This is a genomic window from Pseudomonas sp. Irchel s3f10 (assembly GCF_900187515.1).
Lineage (GTDB): Bacteria > Pseudomonadota > Gammaproteobacteria > Pseudomonadales > Pseudomonadaceae > Aquipseudomonas > Aquipseudomonas tensinigenes.
In genome coordinates, this window is the sequence record NZ_FYDZ01000002.1 from 1 (window position 1) to 20,552 (window position 20,552).

General features: G+C 58.0%; 6 protein-coding genes. 2 read left to right on the forward strand and 4 right to left on the reverse strand.

Annotated elements, in window-relative coordinates:
• On the forward strand, positions 1–2,837 hold a 2,837-nt coding region (locus CKW17_RS05160), incomplete at its 5' end, for an Ig-like domain-containing protein (RefSeq protein WP_256586192.1).
• 65 nt (positions 2,838–2,902) lie between these two features.
• On the opposite strand, the gene CKW17_RS05165 is transcribed toward CKW17_RS05160, so the two are convergent.
• The 4 genes from CKW17_RS05165 to CKW17_RS05180 form a co-directional block, all read right to left on the reverse strand.
• Complete coding sequence (locus tag CKW17_RS05165) at positions 2,903–5,191, reverse strand: autotransporter outer membrane beta-barrel domain-containing protein (RefSeq protein WP_095119043.1); 2,289 nt, start codon at positions 5,189–5,191, stop codon at positions 2,903–2,905.
• Positions 5,192–5,416: 225 nt separating this feature from the next.
• Entirely contained in the window at positions 5,417–7,351 is a 1,935-nt protein-coding gene (locus tag CKW17_RS05170; protein WP_176470043.1) for a hypothetical protein, read from the reverse strand.
• A gap of 130 nt (positions 7,352–7,481) precedes the next feature.
• Positions 7,482–9,518, reverse strand: a complete 2,037-nt coding sequence (locus CKW17_RS05175) for a hypothetical protein (protein ID WP_256586194.1) — start codon at positions 9,516–9,518, stop codon at positions 7,482–7,484.
• Positions 9,519–9,983: 465 nt separating this feature from the next.
• The gene (locus tag CKW17_RS05180) at positions 9,984–18,581 is read right to left on the reverse strand and encodes a retention module-containing protein (RefSeq protein WP_095119044.1); all 8,598 of its coding nucleotides are present in this window, start codon (positions 18,579–18,581) and stop codon (positions 9,984–9,986) included.
• Positions 18,582–19,113: 532 nt separating this feature from the next.
• On the opposite strand from CKW17_RS05180, the gene CKW17_RS05185 reads away from it, so the two are divergent.
• Positions 19,114–20,472, forward strand: coding sequence for a TolC family outer membrane protein (locus CKW17_RS05185; RefSeq protein ID WP_095119045.1), 1,359 nt, complete (start codon positions 19,114–19,116; stop codon positions 20,470–20,472).
• Positions 20,473–20,552 lie beyond the last annotated feature (80 nt).

The window sequence follows — 20,552 nt, forward strand, 5'->3', positions numbered from 1 at the left end:
GTGAAGGCCAGCCTGTGCGCTTCAGAGTCGACAAGGAATATGTCACGTCGAACATCGGGCAGTACGTGAAAGTGCGTTATTCGGTGTTGCGCGCCTCGAACGGACGACATGAATATTCGGCCACGCTGGATCTGCTCATTGGTGAGTTGGTGGGGGATTTGCCGCCGCCCGATGTTATTCAGGCGCCTGACGGAACACTGGACCCGATGAGTGGGTTGACGGGCGTCGATGTGAGCGTCGGTTACCCGAGCATGAAGTCCGAGCAGGACATGATCGGATTGAAGTGGCTGGGCTCGCCGGGAGCGGGCACATCCGAGGATCTTGAGCTGCCAGGGCACTCGAGCGGCACTGTTCGATTCCACCTGCCAGCTACAGTGGTGGGTGCAAACATCGACAGACGCGTCACGGTTCAATATGAGGTAACGCGCTATACCATCACGACACCTTCGCAAACACTGGATCTTTACATTTCAGGGTTTTCCGACCCGGAAAATCAGTTGCCTCGCCCGCAAGTCCCCCAAGCAGCGAATAACGTTCTGGATCTGATGACATTCAGCGGCGATGCGAAAGTTTTAGTCCCAACGTGGTATTACATTGCACCGAAACAAGTCATCTGGTTGTTACTTGAGGGAGAAACCGCATCCGGTACCCGGCACATCATCAAGATCATTGACGGCAAGGAAATAACACCGACGCAAATAAGCAACGGCCTCAATGAAACACTGCTCAAAAGCGAACTGATGAAACTGGGTCACTCCACCCCGGCCACCGTCGTTTGCAAAGTGGCATTCGATGGTGACGGTGTGGAAGATCGCGCTTATGTTTTTCCCCGGTTGCCACTGACTATCAGAACCCGCTATGACTACATCACTCCGGTCATTACCCGAGTGTCGGATTCACGCAGTGACATCGAAGAAGGTGGTAAAACCCGCGATAATGAAGTCACCATCACCGGCACTGCCACCCGAGAGGAAACCATTGAGTTGTTCGATGCAATTTCCACTTCAATGGGAACTGCAAAAGTCGGAACGGACAGCATCTGGAGCCGCAAGATCGGCATCTTGACGGAGAGAAACTACAGCATCACCGCCAAGGCTCTTTATGACGCTGATCCTGTATCCAGCACGCCCAGAACCTTTACCGTCAAATTTGCAGAAACACCCGAAGTCCTCGCCATCACCGACTCGCGAGGCCCCGTCCAACCGGGTGCCACCACTTATGACAACAGTGTCTTCGTGGAAGGCAGCGCGACCCCCAACCTGCAAGTGCGCTTGCTCGGCGCCGATGCGCCGGCCATTACCCTGGATGTCGACGAGCAGGGCAAATGGAGTCACCGCCTTAACAATCTGAAGATCAAGACTTATAGCCTCACCGCCGAGGCGCTATACGATATTGATCCGCCGGTGGGCAGCCCCAGAACCTTCGTGGTGGCTCAGGCCGTGACACCGACGATTTCACGGGTGAGCGATATCCGCAGTGACGTCCCCATGGATGGCACCACTTATTACCGAACCGTTACTCTGACCGGCAAAGCCAGCCCCAACGAGAAAATCACCCTGCTCGACGTCAATAAGCCAATCACCACCGTGGACGTCAAGCCCAGTGGCGATTGGGATTATGTCTTGAACAATCTGACCTTGAATATCTACCGTCTGATCGCGAGGGCCGAATACGGCAGTAATCCGGAGTCAGCCCCGCCCCGGGTGTTTACCGTGGCGGCCTTTATTTCTCCGACGATCACGGCTGCTGTCGACTCCGTCGGCACGGTTGCGCAAGGCGCAATCACCTATGACAGTACGGTCACCTTAAGCGGTGGAGCCACTCCGAGAGAACAGATACAGCTCTACAACAACGGCGTGCCCGTTGGCTCACCGATCAACGTCACGGCCAACAAAACGTGGACGGCGCAGGTCACCAGTCTGGCGATCACCTCCCACAGCATTATTGCCAGAGCATTGTATGGTGCTGTTCCGGTGGACAGTGAACCAAGGAACTTTTCCGTCGCCGCCCACATCGCCCCCACACTGACATCGGTCCATGACGGCATCAGTGAGGTTCAACCGGGTGGGCAGACCAAAAGTACTTCGGTGACCCTGCGAGGCACCGTCACACCCAACCGTCAGGTCCAGATTTACGATAACAACAACCCGAAGCACACAGTGCGCGCGGTCGGCAACATTTGGAGTACGACATTGCCGGTAGGCCTTGGCCAACATGAAGTCAAAGCCAAGGCCGTCAGTACCGGACAGGATACGGCGTCTCGCCGTTTTTCGGTCATTTCGCCGATTCCGCCGTTGCAGTTCAATACGACCGAGGTGCGGTTGACTGGAAGGGCCTTTCTCATTGCCAGTTGGGCGGCCTATCCGAATTTTGGGCCAGGTACCTCGGTGCACCATAGGGCAAGCGGGGGGGTACCGAATCCGAACTATCATTACGCGTCCAGTAATACGGATGTTGCCGTAGTTGACGGCACGGGTCTGGTGACAGTCAGGGGCAATGGACAAGCGCGAATCACAGCCAGTGACAGTGTAGGTCAATCCCAATCCTACTTGGTGCATGTATCGGGAGTCGTGCATTGCTACGGCCTGGATGGAGGAAGCTGGAATACCATTAACGGCCGGGCTGCGGCAAAAGGAACGCGATTGCCAAGCATGGGTGAGCTCAGAGAAATCCATAGTCAATGGGGCGGGCGTTGGCCGATGGGTAACTTTTGGTACTGGTCAACTGACCGACAATCCTCTTGGCCAATCGTCCGCTATTACATGAAAAATCTGGTCACTGGCGCAGAAGCCCACGTGCAGTATTACGGCACTGCGCTTGGGGTGGGAATCAGATAGGGCAGCGTACATCGAATGTAAAAATGCCTCGCAAAAGCGAGGCATTTTCAGGTTCAACTTATCGACTACCAGCTATACCTCACCCCGACATTCACACCGTAAGGCTGTTCGATATGCTCCCCATTGGCATAGTCCAGGTCCATATGCACCTGCCACTTCTCCGACATGGCCACCGCCACCCCCGCACCAAACTCCGCCCGGGAACCCGACAAGTCATTGTTGAACACGTTGTTGTTGACCTTCACTTCGTTGTTCGAGGCGAACTCATGAGCGATCGCCGCGCGCACGTAAGGCTGCGCGACAGCGCCGTTACCGAAACCGAAGTTGCGCCCGAACGTCGCACCGGCCTTGCCCAGCAGAGAGCGCATGCGATCGCCATCGGCCTGCATGTCGTTGTTCAGCGTGTAGCGTTTACCCTGGATCTGTACCGCCGACAGTTGCGTGAAAGGCTCGACGAAGTAGCCGTCTGCCAGTTTTATATGACGACCGAATTCCGCCGAACCACCCATACCCCAGTTGTCGTAATCGCCTCTGGTGCGGCTGCCGTCACTCAGGCGGACCTTGGACTCGTTGCGAAAGCGGTTGAACTTGAGCACGCCGTCGAAGTAATAACCGCTATCGCTGTCGAGCCAGGTCACGTAGGGGCCGACGTAGTAACTTTTCACCGTGCCCGAGGTGCCACGGTTCAAGTCCAGATCGGACTCGCTGGTGCCCGCCAGCACGCCCACCAGTACCTGGCTTTCACCCACTCGGGCGTCAGCGCCAAGGGACAGGCCCTGCTGCGTCTGCTGGTAGCCCACGCCCGAACCGTCGGCCACGTTGTATTTGTTGCCGTACGTGCGGATCCAGCCATCGGACTGTCCGCCATTGAAACGCAGCTCTCCCATGCGGCTGCGCAACGACGACAACTCGCCGTACCACACGGTCGGCGCGGTGTTGAACAAGGCCAGTACCGAGCGCGCGCCGGGGCTGATGACTTCGGTGGTCGGGTCGAGAAACCACTCCTTCGCTCCCCCCTCTATTTCCCGACTGGCCAACCCATAAGACCAGGTCCCGACATCCACCCGCTGATCGCCGGCCAGCGCAAAATTCGCACCGTCGGTGGTGCCGGTACGCACTAGCGTCAATTGCTGCGGCGACAACGCATCCAGCCCCGAAGCCTTCACAGCGAGATCGAACTGCCCCTCTGACTGACCAAGAACATGGAGGAAATCACTCTCACCACTGGCAAAATCACCTTTCATCTCAAACGTACCGGTACCGGCGAGCGAACCGATCGTCAGTCGATAGTAGGTCGCGGGCTCTTGCGCCGCGCCGAAAGTAACTCGTCCTCCTTCCATGCGCATTGCGCCAACAGAGTCATCGCCGGTCAGGGTCCAGTTTGAATTGTCGTTGATGTTGACGCCGGCGACCTTGTCCAGGCTGCCGGTGAATTGCGACTGGTTCTGCAGGGTGACGCTGGCCGTCGAGCCGTCCTCAACCAGCACGTCTCCGGTCATATGGCCTCGGTCGAAGATGAAATCAGCCGTGCTGGAACCCGTCACTGCAAAGTTGCCATTCACCGTACTGCTGCCAACCGTTACAGCGGCGGTCGAAGCCTCTTGAACCACCAGTAATTGATCTGCGCTACCCTGCAGAGTGGAGTTGTTCAGCACCTCGATGCTGACGTTTGCGCCACGGGCAACTTCTATGGCCGGCCCGTTGCGCCCCTCAACACTGGCACCGTCCAGTACCAGCGTATTGCTACTGCCTGAAACGGACGAGTCGTTGACCATCCGTACCCCCGCCCGGTCGCCGCTGATACGAGTACCGTCAGTAGCGTGCACCTCACCGCCGATCATATTCAGGCCGACACTGCCCGCGGCCTGCCCCGTGACTTCACTGCCGATCAGTGTCAGGTGGCTCAACGCGGTTATCTGTATCCCGGCTTCGCCCCCCCTGAATTGACTGTCAGTCGCGGTGACAGTCGACCCCTGCGTCGAGGAGAAAGACCGATTGACCATCATTCCTATCCAGTCGCTGGTGACATTGGCCTGCACAAGAGTGCCTCGACTGTCCGAGATGGAAATCCCCTCAATACCAGGTTCTGCATTCACCGTGGCGCCATTGATGTTCAATGTCGATCCGGAAACCACGTTGAGGTTTTGAGTACTGGCCCGGGTCAGATTCAGTACCCCGTTATTGCGCACCAGATAATCAGTGGCCGGCACTGTCGAATCTACATCCAGCGTGCTGTTATCGACGATGACCGCCAACGCGGGAGAACCCAACATAAAAAATGCCGGTATCGCTACCAGCATTCGAAAGCTTCCGGTGGAAGCGACTCTGCAGAATGAAAAGACTTCGGGTTTCATGATTGACTATCCTTCGTTTAATTAACTCCGGCAAATTTGTTTACCCGCCAGATAATTCAGCGTCGTACGATACCGATTGCCACACCCCAACCAACGTAGGATTTTTCTGACTTTTGCAGGGTAAAAGTCCGTAAAATAATTCGTAACAACTTCTCACTGGCTACTTGTTAAACATTTAAAAGGGAAGGTACGTACAGTACCTTCCCTGGCAACTTCAGCGCCTACTCAAGGCAGCGGGCATGTGCCACCCGTCCCCGGATCTTTCATATAAACCCTCACCACATGTTCTACGGAGGGTGTGTCGCGCCCGTCAATTAGAGCCGAGTAAATTATGCCTCCCCAAGCGTTTTCCGTAGCCAGTACCGCCGGATCATAGGGAATCCTTACAATGAACCCGGCAGCTGCTTCCTGACTAGTTGGTTTGTATGTAACTTTGGCTTCAGTACCGGGTTTAATTGTGCTTCCGTTGTCAACGTAACCTTGATAAGTGAACGTCAATTCCTGATCTTCCAATTGTGGCTCGCCCCCCAAGACCAACACTTCGACTACTGTGCCGGCAACGGTATCCGGTCGCAAAGAACGGCAATTCAGCAAGCCGAAGTCTTCATCGAGGTGTTGGAACCTCACCACTGGGACGACACCTGGACGAATGAGTACATCAACATCCGTCGCGAGCGAAACATCTACGTTATCGTTTACAAGGTGGCTGATTACATAATGGGTCTTGATCGGATTACCATTGCCTGCGTAGTCGAAAACGCTCCATCGAACAGTAAATCGCAAGTCGGCTGGAAGCGTAGTACCGATTTTTACAACCCCGCCGTCTTCCTCGCTTACCGGCTCACCTTTCCAGTAAAGCTGTATCTGGTCATTCTCCTTGGCCCCGGTATAGAGCGTAGCCGTTACAACTACCGGACCCACGTTGTCCCCCTCCCTCAACTGATCGGGAGTACCTCCAGAGGCTCCCTGCACTGACAGTTCTGGCAGATCGGGGTTAGGGTTGCCTGGCTTGTCGGGATCTATTGGCGTGCCTGGCTTGCGCAAATCCACGCTGATATCTTTCAGCTCGACCGGATTAAGAGGATGGGCAGCACCCCCGCGTTTTATCTGATAACTGGCTGTAACAGTCTTCAGGCCGGCATTGTTGTTGAAGACATTGCGGAAGGGGACATCGACATAAAAAGGAAAACCGGGAATCGTGACCGCCGGCTGTAACAGGCCATCCCAGGTGACTTCCAACTGATCACCCGGAAGGAAGTGGGTATATTCATCTTTAATTCCGACGCCTACCGGCTCCTGAGCATCCGCCAGATCAATCAGGTTGTCGCTATACAGGGGAATATCCAGCGGCTGCAAATCTGCAGGAGGGTCGGTCAGCGTGACGTTCAATCGTTTATAAGGTGACTCAAGGCTTACATTTCCCTTGCGATCCGTCACTTTCCAATAAATAGCCCTTACACCCTCTTCACCGTCCAGCATTGCGGCGGTCAGTTTAAATTCCAAAGGCAGGGTCAGATCCGTGCGATCAACTGTTCCAATCAACGTCGCCAAAGCGGAGGAACGACCGATAAAACATTCAACCTTATCATTCAGCATGTGCAGTTGATATTCCTGAACCCTTATCAGCACATGACCAATATCGTCCAGATATTTTTTAGTGATACCGTCACGGTCTACTTCAGCTGGAACAATTACCTCCGTTTCCGTCAGTGGCGGGGTGCTGTCAACATTAATCGGCACGGGTGTCACCGTAGCGACGTTCCCACCTTGATTGAGGAAATAGCTCAGTTCATGTTCTCCCTCTTTGTCGGTCAGGTTGGCCGGCAGCGTCATCTCGATTAGGAGAATGGCAGGGTCAATTGGCGTGGTGTAGGTAAAACGCGTTTCCGGCAACCTCTTGCCATTCCACGTCAATTCAATAAATCCGTCCACCGGGGGCGTAGCACCTGCTTCTGAAAACCGAGGAATATTTATTTTCAGTGGCAAGCCCTGTATTGAGCGATGAACCTGATTCTTGCCATCACCCGGTTGATCAGGCAGCAAGGGATTATCGGGGTGAATTTCAGGCGGAAATGCATCCATCTTCGGGGCTGCCAAGCGGATCTTCTGGTAATCCAGTCGACTTTGCTGTGCGGGGGTGAGTTTTTTATAAACGGTCATTTTATCGCTCCTGGAGAAGACGCCCACGCATACGCAACAACGCAGGCATACGTTTGGCACTGGTTAAACTTCTTGCAATTAACAGACACTACTCAAGTCAGACACGAGAAACGTGGAATTCAAGAACTGCTTATTTCAATAAGCCTTGCAACTTCGCAGACGAATACTCTGCAAACTTTTCACCCCACCCGGAATGCTCGCAGGGCGAACCGCAGTGATCCTCACCCTCCTTATCGGAACAGACAATAGTGCTGGGCAGGGTTCTATTGATAATGACGAACTCCTCTTTTGAACTACCCACTCCGCCCTTGGTTTTCTTAAGTGTGTAATGACACAGTGCAGAGCCATTATTCACCATAGGGGCAATCAGACGTTCAAAGTCCGCGACATGCACTTCAAAACCTTCACGCGCTTGCGCGTCGCTCAATATCGTGGGGAACTTGTCTGTCACTCCGGGAATAGGTTCAGAGCCATTCAGTCCTTCACATCCTTGCCAATGCAGAGTCACAACATCATCTTTGTCGAAGGCGGTATTCCCATCGATTTTTACCCAGACCCCTTTCCAGAGTCGCGGGCATGCACAACAGTCAAGAACACCGTCCCTGTTCGCATGCGGAAAGGATGGCTCCTTCAGGTTTTCGATCACCACAATCGATACATTGACTGAGGTTGTCAGAGCCTGTTGCAGGTTGACGTTGTTGCTGGTCGTGTAATAGACCGGTAATGCAGGGTTCTCCCGATCCTGGTCAATGATCGACCAGGGAATGGTGAACGGCACGCGCTTACCGGCTACATCACCGTGCTGAACGATATATTGCGCTGCAGGTGTGGTGATCGCCCCCCAAAACAGGCTGATGGTCTGCCCGGCGAGTGGCGCATCAAACAGCGCGAGAACCCCCTCGGCAGGCTCGCCAAAATCATCAGACGTCAACGTGTTGAGGACTTTCGAATTGACGCCGTATATTTCTACTTTTGCCAGAGTCGGGTTGAGTAATGCCGGGGCATTGGCATGGTCCTGTCCGGCGAGGGTCAAATCTACCGGGACCCTGGTTTCCAGAGAGGATGGCGTGGTGCCTGAAGGACGCCGCACTTTGTAAGTCACCGACGCCGTCAAGGGCCCCAGCCCCTTAGCTGTCAGGGCTGACCAAGGCACTGGCACGACCACGGGAAAGCGGGAAGGATCAACCGGCACCGGCGCCAGCGGTGTGCCATTCCAGTCGAGCAGAATGTCGTTGTCACTACCAGGATTGTCATAACGATCGATTTCTACCGTCACGGCTCCCTGAGCCACCGCACCTTCACGGGCATGCTGGCGGTCAATCAACCCTCGGTCCGACAACGGCACGCGAGGCGGCTTGAGATTTCCGGGCGCCGGGAGCAGATCGACAAACAACCCCAACAGTTCTGATATGGGGCCTTTATTACCCGCCCAGTCTCGTAGACGGTAATAGATATAACGGGGCCCCTCACCCCGGTCACGAATATCCTGTTCGCGCACGGTGATAAACAGTTCATCACGGTCAATGTCTGCCTGACTGAATTCCTGTTCGCCAATATCTGTTTCCGAGCCGGAAGGTGTATCCGTATCGGTCCAGAAATAAATCGCTCTGTCCCGGGCTTTAATTCCCGGATAACTGCAAACTTTAAAACGAACCTGCCCATGCTCCTTCAAGTAGTCGTCGGTGATACTGCCGACGACATCCAGCATTTCCAGCAAGACGGGCTCCTGACCATAGTTCGGGGCCACCGTGTCCACGGTAATACGTTTTTTTGCGGACTCAGCAGGGTTGCCCCCCTGGATCAGGATGTAAGACAGGTCGTAGATGCCACTGTCCATATAGTCCCTGGGGACTGACACGTATTTGTCCCCAGGTGCGATGGGAATAGGAAACTTAAATTCATTGACTTCGCGAAAGTCATTCCCAAACAGGCGGAATCCCACTTTGATAACATCGGGCCCGAGAAGAGGATCGGTCGTGAAGTTCCACTCAGGAACAATCAACTGCAGATCACGGTTCAACTCCGTACGCGGCAACAGTCCGTCGGGGCTTTCTTCACCGAGTTCGTCTTTGAGAATGACCGGCACTCGCGGAAGCGGCAAAGCGGTGACTTCCGATGGTTGCGGATTTGCACTGTGCGGGTCTTGTGTGTGTTCCGGGGGCTGCATGTAAGACGCTCCGCGACAATTAGCCAATCGTTGGTGTGCGGGTATCAACAGGGTGATACCGCCGCTGCATGGGTTCGATTTAATGCGCAATGGCGGGTGCTGCCTACTGTCAGAAATTACAGGTATTGCTACCGTTCGTCGGAATCAATGCTCATGCACAGGGGGCTTGAACATGTGCGCTTATCAGAAACGTGCAGGCAACAAATCGAGCTACACGACCTCGCGTCATCGCTTACAGCTACGCCAGAATCCGCCGGGTTGATGCAGGTGTGATCAACCGCTGGGTTTTTCGGAGTCAGATCTGGCGCTTTCGCGAACAGGCTCGCTGCCACAGTTAAACGCGCTCCAATATGGGAGCGAGCCTGCTCGCGAAGACTGACGAAAGAACAACGCCCTGCCTCCAGGCAGAAAAAACCCGCCGCCCCGGTTGAACGGGACGGCGGGTTTTGTCGTTTCAGGCGTCGCTTACACCGTATCCACCTTCAACGAATGATCATTCAGCATCCCGCTGATGATCGTCGCCGTGTCATGCCCGCCAGCCACTACCCCACCCGCACCCGGCGTTACGCCGTAATGGCTGGCCAGATTGACGCCGGCCAGATCAATCGTCTGGTTCGGCGTGGCGCCGGCCATGGCGCTGACATCGATGCTGGTGAGCACCGAGGCGCCGCTGCCACTGACAGTGAAGTGCAGGTAGTCATCCAGCGAGGCTGTGGTGCCGTTTTCGCCCTGCAGCAGTTGCGACAGGTCGAGCTTGTCGGTGCCGGGGGTGAAGTCGGTGATCAGGTCGTGGCCGCTGTTGCCCTTGAGCCACTGGAAGGTATCGGCCCCTGAGCCACCGGTCATGGTGTTGTTGCCCATGCCGCCAATCAGCAGGTCGTCGCCACCGCCACCGTTGAGGATGTCGTTGCCGAGGCCACCGTTGATCACGTTGTTATTGTTATCGCCGGTGAGGGTGTCATTGAAGTTCGAGCCGACGAGGTTTTCGATGCCGGTCAACGTATCGGTGCCGGCGCCAAGGGTGTTTTGCGCACCGAGCAGGCCGAGGTTGACCGTGACCCCGGCCGTGGCGTGGGCGTAGCTGGCGGTGTCGCTGCCAGTACCGCCGTCGAGCAAATCGTTGCCCGGGCCGCTGTAGAGCAAGTCGTTGCCGGCACCGCCGTGCAGCTCGTTGTTGCCTGAGCCTGCGGTGAGCACATCGTTGCCGTCGCCGGCGTTGATGATGTTGTCGCCGCTGCCAGCCACCAGCACGTCATCCCCCGAGGTGCCGGTGAGGGTGTGGCCGTCCTGATAGCTGATGCTGACGTTGGCGGTGTCGCTGCCGCCATGGTTGTCGTTGGCGGTGTAGCTGCCGTGGAAGTCCGGGGTGATGTCATGCGCCCCGGCGTAGTTGAGGGTCATGGTCAGCTGATAGTTTTCCGCCGTGTTGGGGTTACCGCCGCCGCTGGGATTGGCGATGTTGGTGATGTGGATCTGATAGACGCCATCGGCCGACGCGGTGAGGGTTTGCCCGTCCGCCAGGGTTGTGTAGGCGCCACCGTTGATCGAGTACTCCATGGTGACGTGACCGGCCGCCAGGTTGTGATCGAGGTTGAGGGTTTCGCCCTGGCGCAGGTTGACGGTGATGCGGTCTTCATCGTTGGCGTTGCTGTTGGTCACCGCACCGAGATAGCCACTGACCACCAGTACGGCAGTCATGGTCGCGGCGTTGGCACTGAACGAATTACGCACGTTGGCCAGGTTCTGGTTGGCGGCGGTGTTGACGTTGGTGCCGGTGAAGTTGATCGCCCCGGTGCCGGTGAAGTCCGCCGCTTTCGAGATCCAGCCGGTGTTGAAACTGGTAGGCGTGGCATTGAGCGTATCGCCGTTCGGATCGGTGTCATTGGCCAGCAGCAGTTCGCCCGGCACCACAATGTTGCCCGACAGCACGTTGGTGATGACGTGGTCGTCCACCGCCACCGGCGGCGCGTTGGGGATGACTTTCACGGTCAGCGTCGAACTGGCGAGATCGCCGTCGTTGTCGCTGACGGTAAAGCCGATGTTCTCGGTGATGACCACAGCGGTGGTTTTCTGCGAGGTGTAGGTGTAGTCGCCGGTATCGAGGTTGATCAGCAGTGTGCCGCCGTTATTGGTGGCGATGCTCAGCGTGTTGTTCACGGTGTTGAACGTCCCGTGATTGGTGCCGCCGCTTGGCGTCAGCGAGCCTTGGCCGCTGAGAGCTTTCGGATCGTAGGTGTAAGTGGTGCCGTCAACCACGATGGATTTGATGAAGCCGCCATCGGCGCCGAAGGTGCCGCCCTCGCCCAGTAACGAACCGGTGACCGGCGCGCCCTGTACGGTGCCCGACAGTACCGAATTGAGCTGGTTGAGATCGGTGACCACCACCGCATTGGTGTTGGTGTGACTGATGCCGTCATAGGCCAGCGGGTCGAGGTTGGCGTTGCTCACGCCGCTGCCGAGGCCGATCGCGTAGTTCTTGATGTTGTTGGCATCGAGGAAGTTTTTCAGCGCGGCTTCGTCAGCGGCGTTGATGTCGCCTTCGTTGGGTTTGCCGTCGGAGAAGAAGTAACCGACGTTCTGTGCCCCGGTGAGTTTGCCCGAGGTATTGAACGCGGTTTGCATGACCGCCACCGCGGCGTCGTAGTTGGTGCCGCCACCCGCCGTCAGGCCGGCGAGAATCGTCTTCGCGGTCGCCACATCGACCCATACCGAGGTTCGGTCGGTGGCGTTGCTGCTGAAGGTGACGAGCTGGACTTTGACGTCGCCGAGGTCGTCGTACTTGTCGAGCAAGGCACTGATTGCCTGCTTGGCCAGCGCCAGTCGCGACAGGCCCGGCACACCGGAGGCGTCAGCCATACTGCCGGAGATGTCGAGAACGATGAGCAGGTTCGAATCGATCTCCACTGCCGCCACCGAACGATCCGAGGCCACGGCTTTTGGTACGTCATCGACGATGTTCACCACAAGGGTGCTGGTGGTGCTGTTGCCCAGTGCATCGGTGGCTTTGTAGGTGAAGCTTTCGCTGAGAGTGTTCGCCCCGTCGTTGGCGCTCGGCGAGGTTTTCGGCGCCGATGTCAGCGTGTAGGTGTAAGTGCCGTCGGCGTTGAGCTGGATCTGCCCGTAGCTGCCGGTTGCGCTGCCGACCAGGGTGTAGGTGATCGCGCCGGTGCCGCCAGTGACTGCGCCGACCAGCGTGCCGGTGGTGGTTTCACCGGTGTTGCTCGGGTCGCTGCCGGTGACCGTACCGGGGGCCAGATCCGCGCCGTCCTTGCTCAGATCGAGAGCTTTCTCATAGACCGTGACGTCCTGATCGACCGAGGCCACCAGTTTGCTGTCGGCGACGTTGATGGTGATGGTCGTGGTGCTTTCATCGCCGTCGCTGTCGCGGACGGTGTAGGTGAAGGTGTCGGTGGCGCCCGGTGGACTCACCGAGTTCGGGTTGCTGTGATAGACGGCGTTGCCCGCCGCATCGAGGGTCAGGTAACCGAAGTTGCCATTGATGTTGCTGTTGAGGCCGCCGATGGCCGAAGTGCCGGTGTTGCTGCCGGCGCGCACGCCGACCACAGTGGCGGCGCCATCGGCACCGCTGATGTCATTGCCGAGCACACTGACATTGACCGTTCCGCCCTCGGCCACCGAGCCGGTGTCGGGTTTGGCGGTCGGCAGATCATCGATGATATTGACGTTGATCTGACCATTGGCAGTGCTGCCATCGGTGTCCGTCGCCACCACGTTGAAGTTCTCGGTGAGGCTGTTGGCACCGTTGGCATTCGGGTGGGTTTCGTTGTCGACCAGGGTGTAGCTGTAACTCACAACACCGGTCGCTGGGTTGTAACCGGTGACGGTGAAGGTGCTGCCCAGCGGCGAGACGACGGATTGCGGGAAGCCTGCGGCGACACCATTGGTGACCACGGCAATGCCCCCAACGGTGAGGGTTTGCAAGCCATCGAGCGCGGTGACGGTAAAGGTGCCGCTCTGGGTCAGTGCCGGGGTGTCGGGGCTGGTGCCGTCGCTGAGGTTTTTCTCGTAAACGGTGAGTTCGCCGCCATTTACGTCAAGGCCGTTGAGCAGCACCGGATCGTCGTTGTTGTGGATGTTCAGCACCAGGTTGGCGGTACTGGTGTCGCCGTCGGCATCGGTCAGGGTGTAGGTGAACGTCTCGCTGCCGTTACCGCCGCCGTGCAGGTTTTTGAAGTCGGCATCGTTGGGGTTCAGCGTGTAGGTGTACGTGCCGTTGGCGTTGAGCACCAGCGTGCCGTAAGTGCCGGTGAACGTGCCGGCGGTGATCGGCCCGGCATTCGGTCCGGTCGCGACCACGTCGGCGCCTTGCACATCGTTGGTCAGCACGTTGCCGGTCAGGGTCAGTTGCGTTTCCGAGGCGCTGTTGGCGTTGTTGTCATGCACAGCTTTTGGCACGTCATCGACGATGCTCACAACGATGGTGCTGGTAACGATGTTGCCCAGTGAATCGGTGGCCTGATAGGTGAAGGTTTCGCTCAGGCTGTTGGCGCCATCGTCGGCATGCGGCGTGGTGCTCGCCGGCGAGGTCAGCGTGTAGGTGTACGTGCCGTTGGGGTTGAGAACGATCTGCCCGTAGTTGCCGGTGGCGCTGCCGACCAAGGCATAACTGATTGCACCGACCGCACCAGCGACCGAACCGACCAAGGTGCCGGACGCGGTTTCGCCGGTGTTGGTCGGGGCGCTGCCAGTGACTGTACCGGGAGCCAGATCCGCGCCGTCCTTGGTCAGGTCGAGGGCTTTTTCGTAAACGGTGACGTCGGTGTCGCTGGTCGCGCACAGCTTGCTGTTGGCGACATCGATGGTGATGGTGGTGGTGCTTTCATCACCATCGGCATCGCGCACGGTGTAGGTGAACACATCCACCGCGCCCGGGCCGTTCACGACGTTGGGATTGCTGTGGTAGACGGCGTTGCCGTTGGCGTCCAGGGTCAGGTAGCCGTAGGTGCCGTTGATGTTGCTGTTGAGGCCGCCGATGGCCGAGGTCGAAGTGTCGGCGCCGGCGCGCACGCCGACCACCGCACCGGTTACGGCCGGGCCGTCGGCGCCGCCGATGTCATTGTTCAGGACATTGCCACTGACCGTGCCGCCCTCCGCCACCGATGCGGCGTCAGGATGGGCGCTGGGCAAATCATCGACGATGTTGACGTTGATCTGGCCGTTGGCCGTGCTGCCATCGGTGTCCGTCGCCACCACGTTGAAGTTTTCGGTGATGCTGTTGGCGCCGTTGGCGTTCGGATGGGTTTCGTTGTCGACCAGGGTGTAGCTGTAGCTCACAACACCGGTAGCAGGGTTATAGCCGGTGATGGTCAACGTGCTGCCGAGCGGCGTGACGATCGATTGCGGGAAGCCTGCGGCCACGCCACCGGTGACCACGTTGATACCGCCCACGGTCAGGGTTTGCAGGCCGTCGAGGGCGGTGACGGTGAAGGTGCCGCTCTGGGTCAGCGCCGGAGTGTTGGGGCTGGTGCCGTCGCTGAGGTTTTTCTCGTAGACGGTGAGTTCGCCGCCATTGACGTCGAGGCCGTTGAGGTAGACCTGATCGTCATTGTTGTGGATGTTCAGCACCAGATTCGCGGTGCTGGTATCGCCATCGGAATCGGTGATGGTGTAGGCGAACGTTTCCGTGCCGTTGCCGCCGCCGTGGAGGTTTTTGAAGTCGGCGTCATTAGTGTTCAGCGTGTAGGTATACGTGCCATTGGCGTTGAGGACCAAGGTGCCGTAAGTGCCGGTGAACGTGCCGGGCGTAACCGGGCCGGTGGGTACACGGTCAGCACCTTGCACATCGTTAGTCAACACGTTGCCGGTCAGGGTCAGTTGGCTTTCTGACGCTGTTCCGTTGCTGTCATCGTTGGCCTTCGGCAGGTCGTCGACGATGTTGACGTCCAGCGAGCCATTGGCGGTGGTGCCGTTGTCATCGACCACGGTAACGGCGAACTGCTCTGGCAGATTGTTCGCGCCGTTGGCGGTGGGATGCGCTTCGTTATCGACCAGGGTGTAGCTGTAGCTGACCACCCCGGTGGCGGCGTTGAAACCGGTGATGGTCAGCGTGCCGCCCAGCGGTGTGGTGACTGATTGTGGGAAACCTGCGGCCACACCGTTGGTGACCACGGCGATGCCACCGACAGTCAGGGTCGTCACGCCATCGAGTGCAGTGATGGTGAAGGTGCCGCTCTGGGTCAGCGCGGTGGAATCCGGCGCACTGCCGTCGCTGAGATTTTTCTCGTAAACGCTGAGTTCGCCGCCGTTGACGTCGAGGCCGTTGATGATCACCGGATCGTCGTTGTTGTGGATCTGCAGGACAAGGTTGGCGGTACTGGTATCACCGTCGGAATCGGTGATGGTGTAGGCGAAGGTTTCTGTGCCGTTACCGCCGCCGTGGAGGTTTTTGAAGTCCGCGTCATTGGTGTTCAGCGTGTAGGTATACGTGCCGTTGGCGTTGAGCATCAAGGTGCCGTAAGTCCCGGTGAAGGTGCCGGCCGTAACGGGTCCTGTTGGTACGCGATCGGCACCTTGCACGTCGTTGGTCAGCACGTTGCCGGTCAGTGTCAGTTGCGTTTCAGACGCCGTGCCATTGCTGTCATCAAAGGCTTTCGGCACGTCGTCGGTGATGTTCACGTCGAGCGTGCCGTTGGCAGTGCTGCCATTATCATCGACCACGGTGACGGCAAACTGCTCAGGCAGATTGTTCGCGCCGTTGGCGGTTGGATGCGCTTCGTTGTCGACCAGGGTGTAGCTGTAGCTGACCACGCCGGTGGTGGCGTTGAAACCGGTGATGGTCAGTGTGCTGCCCAGCGGAGTGGTGACCGATTGTGGGAAACCTGCGGCCACACCGTTGGTGACGACGGCAATGCCACCGACAGTCAGCGTGGTGACGCCATCGAGTGCAGTGATGGTGAACGTGCCGCTTTGCGTCAGCGCAGTGGAATCCGGCGCACTGCCGTCGCTGAGGTTTTTTTCGTTAACAGTGAGTTCGCCGCCATTCACGTCGAGGCCGGCGATGATCACCGGATCGTCGTTGTTGTGGATCTGCAGGACAAGGTTGGCGGTGCTGGTATCACCGTCGGAATCGGTGATGGTGTAGGCGAAGGTTTCTGTGCCATTACCGCCGCCGTGCAGGTTTTTGAAGTCCGCGTCATTGGTGTTCAGCGTGTAGGTGTAGGTGCCGTTGGCGTTGAGCACCAAGGTGCCGTAAGTCCCGGTGAAGGTGCCGGCCGTAACGGGTCCTGTCGGTACGCGATCGGCACCTTGCACGTCGTTGGTCAGCACGTTGCCGGTCAGTGTCAGTTGCGTTTCAGACGCCGTGCCATTGCTGTCATCAAAGGCTTTGGGTACGTCGTCGGTGATGTTCACGTCGAGCGTGCCGTTGGCAGTGGTGCCGTTGTCATCGACCACGGTGACGGCAAACTGCTCTGGCAGATTGTTCGCGCCGTTGGCGGTGGGATGCGCTTCGTTGTCGACCAGGGTGTAGCTGTAACTAACCACGCCGGTGGTGGCGTTGAAACCGGTGATGGTCAGCGTGCTGCCCAACGGGGTTGTGATCGATTGCGGGAAGCCTGCGGCCACGCCATTGGTGACAACGGCGATGCCGCCGACAGTCAGCGTCGTTACACCATCGAGTGCAGTGATGGTGAACGTACCGTTCTGCGTCAGCGCGGTGGAATCCGGTGCGCTGCCGTCGCCGAGATTTTTCTCGTAGACCGTCAGCTCCCCGCCTTCGACGTTCAAGCCGTTGATGACCACCGGATCGTCATTGTTGTGGATCTGCAGGACGAGGTTGGCAGTGCTGGTATCGCCATCGGAATCGGTGATGGTGTAGGCGAAGGTTTCCGTGCCGTTACCGCCACCGTGCAGGTTTTTGAAGTCGGCATCGTTGGTGTTCAGCGTATAGGTGTAAGTGCCGTTGGCGTTCAGCACCAAAGTGCCGTAAGTGCCGGTGAAAGTGCCTGGGGTGACGGGCCCGGTGGGCACGCGATCAGCCCCTTGCACATCGTTGGTCAACACATTGCCGGTCAGTGTCAGCTGCGTTTCAGACGCCGTGCCATTGTTGTCATCAAAGGCTTTTGGCACATCGTCGGTGATGTTGACGTCGAGCGTGCCGGTCGCGGTGTCGCCATTGCTGTCGCCGGCAATCACGGTGAACTGTTCGCTGAGATTGTTCACGCCGTCACCGGCCGCATGAGTTTCGTTGCCGTTGAGGGTGTAGCTGTAGCTGACAACGCCAGTCGCCGGGTTGTAACCGGTGATGGTCAGGGTGTTGCCCAGCTGCGAGGTGATCGATTGCGGGAAGCCGATCGGCACACCGCCAACGATAACGTTGATGCCGCCGATGCTCAGGCTGGTCAGACCGTCCGGTGCCGACACGGTGAAACTGCCGCTTTGCGTCAGTGCACCGGGGTTGGCCGACGAACCGTCAGGCAGATTGGCTTCACTGACGTTGAGTTCGCCGCCCGCCACATTCAGACCGGTGAGGGTCACTGGATTGTTCACCGGTGGCGGCACCACCACAGCCGGGGTGTCATCACCGTTGTCGATCACCGCGTTGCGGCGTTCTTCAGGGAATTCAGGAATACCGCCGAACCCGGCGGTGGGGAAACCGATGATCGGATCGACGCGTCCACCGACTTCGGTCAGCAGGACAAAACTGTGGCCGCCACCCGCCTCTCCCGGTGCGCCGCCCGGGGCATTCGGACCGGCCGCGGTGGCTTCAGCGGTTTTGCTCGGGTCGTCACCGGCGGCGATGGCTTTCTGGATCTGCTCGACGTCGGTCAATTGCGCGTCGCTCGGGGTCACGGCCTCCGCGGCATTGACATGCGCCGCCTGACCCGCCAGCAGTTCACCGGTCATGGTCATGCTGCTGCCGCGTCCGAGGGTCAGTTCCTGGCCGTTTTGCAGCTTCACCGCCACCGCGCCTTCCGCGCCAGTAATCAGTTGATCACCTGCGACCAGGCGATCCCCCTCAACCAGTACGCGTTTATTACCGTCGGCTGACTGGGCGAAAACCTGGCCAATGACTTTAGTGACTGTGCCGATGAGCGTTGCCATGTGAAATCCTCCGCTGCCGACCACCGTCGGCACTGGTAAGCGAAGCAGCCCATGGCTCAACCGGGTTGTTGGAGGCGACGCTCGCACCTTCAACAGTTCGTTTCGCAGGCGGCCTCTTTCGGAAACATCAGTGCTATCAAGCACTTCAACATCCTGATCAAAGCCATACGCCCACTAACGCTACGTAACGCTGATGAATCACTCGAGTGACAAAAATCTGTCACCCATCAGCCGCTACGCGTCCCTCCCCTTCAGCAGTACTTCGCCGTATGTCGCAAAGTGAGTGGAACTTTCCTCAAGCCTTCCTGCGCTCCCTAAAGCGCATAAAACAAAGGCTTTCATGCTGAACAATGTGCCGGTTTTTGCAAAGCGCATAAGTTTTTTTCGGCATAAGCCTTATGAAAATTTTTTCTTAGCTACGCTTCAGGATGTTCTTAGCTCTGTTGTTACAAGAGTGAAACGCTTGCACCTAAAAATATCGTCAAATATTTGGCGACAGTAACACACCATCAGGACTCAGGGAGATGCACCCATGCGCGTTCTAACCCCCCTCTGCAGCGCGGTTTTGCTGGCCATGGCTTGCACTTCTCAAGCCCAGGCCATGAACCTCACCGAGGCGATTCAAAGCACCATCGCCACTCACCCGGAACTGGCCTCGCGCGTGGACGCCCGCCTGTCGGCTGATGAACAAGTCAAAGTGGCCAAGGGCGGCTTTTATCCGTCCGTCGATTTGAACGCCGCGTATGGCCGTGGCTACAGCGACAACACCAACACTCGGGCCTTCGGCAATCACCACACCGAAATCCTCAATTACACCCAGTCCGAGCTGCGTCTGCGGCAGATGCTGTTCGACGGTTTCAACACCGCCAATGAAGTCGAGCGCACCAAAGGCGTGTCCAATTCGCGTGCGTATTACGCGCAAGGTACCGCCCAGGATCTGGCCCTGCGCACCATCGAGGTCTACCTCGAAGTGCTCAAGCGTCGCGAGCTGGTGACCCTGGCCAAGAACAACCTGCAGGCGCATTTGCGCGTCAACGATCAGATCGGCCTGCGCACCGAGCGTGGCGTCGGCAGTACCGCTGACTCGGATCAATCGGTCGCGCGTAAGGCCTTGGCGCAGAACAACCTCGACACCGCCGAAGTCGACCTGGCCGATGCCGAATCTAACTTCTACAGCGTGGTCGGGCGCATGCCCGATGAGCTGGAAACCCCGGCTTCGACCCGTGGCGAACTGCCGACCGAATTGCGTGAAGCCCAACAGAGCATGGTCGACAACAACCCGTATCTGAAGTCCGCCCAGGCTGACGTGCAATCGGCCGAGAGCCAGTACGAAGTCGCCAAGTCGCCGTTCTATCCACGTTTCGATGCTGAAGCCGCCGTCGGCGCGAACAACAACGTGCAAGGCGATGAAGGCCACGACAACGAATGGCGCGTGGGTGTGGTGATGAACTACAACCTGTTCCGTGGCGGCAGCGACAAGGCCCGACTGGCCGCCAATGCCCACGACATCAATCAGGCGATGGACATCCGCAACAACGCCCTGCGCCAGCTCAACGAGAACATCCGCCTAGCGTGGAACGCCATGGAAAACGCGAAGAAACAGACCCCGACCGCCCGCGAATACGCGGAAACCACCAAGCGTGTACGTGCCGCGTATCAGGACCAGTTCGGCCTCGGCCAACGGACTTTGCTCGATTTGCTCGACAGTGAAAACGAGCTGTACAACGCCAACCGTCGCTACACCGAAATCCGCTACACCGAGGAATATTCGATGTACCGCGTGCTGGCGAACATGGGCCAGTTGCTGAGCAAACAACGGGTGGTGCTGCCGGCCGATGCGATCGCCGCGACCGAAGTGAAAAACGAAGCGCGCCTGCCCGAGCTGAAATAAGTCCCCTGTTGATCGTTCCCACGCTCTGCGTGGGAATGCCTCAATGGACGCTCTGCGTCCGCTTTGGGACGCGGAGCGTC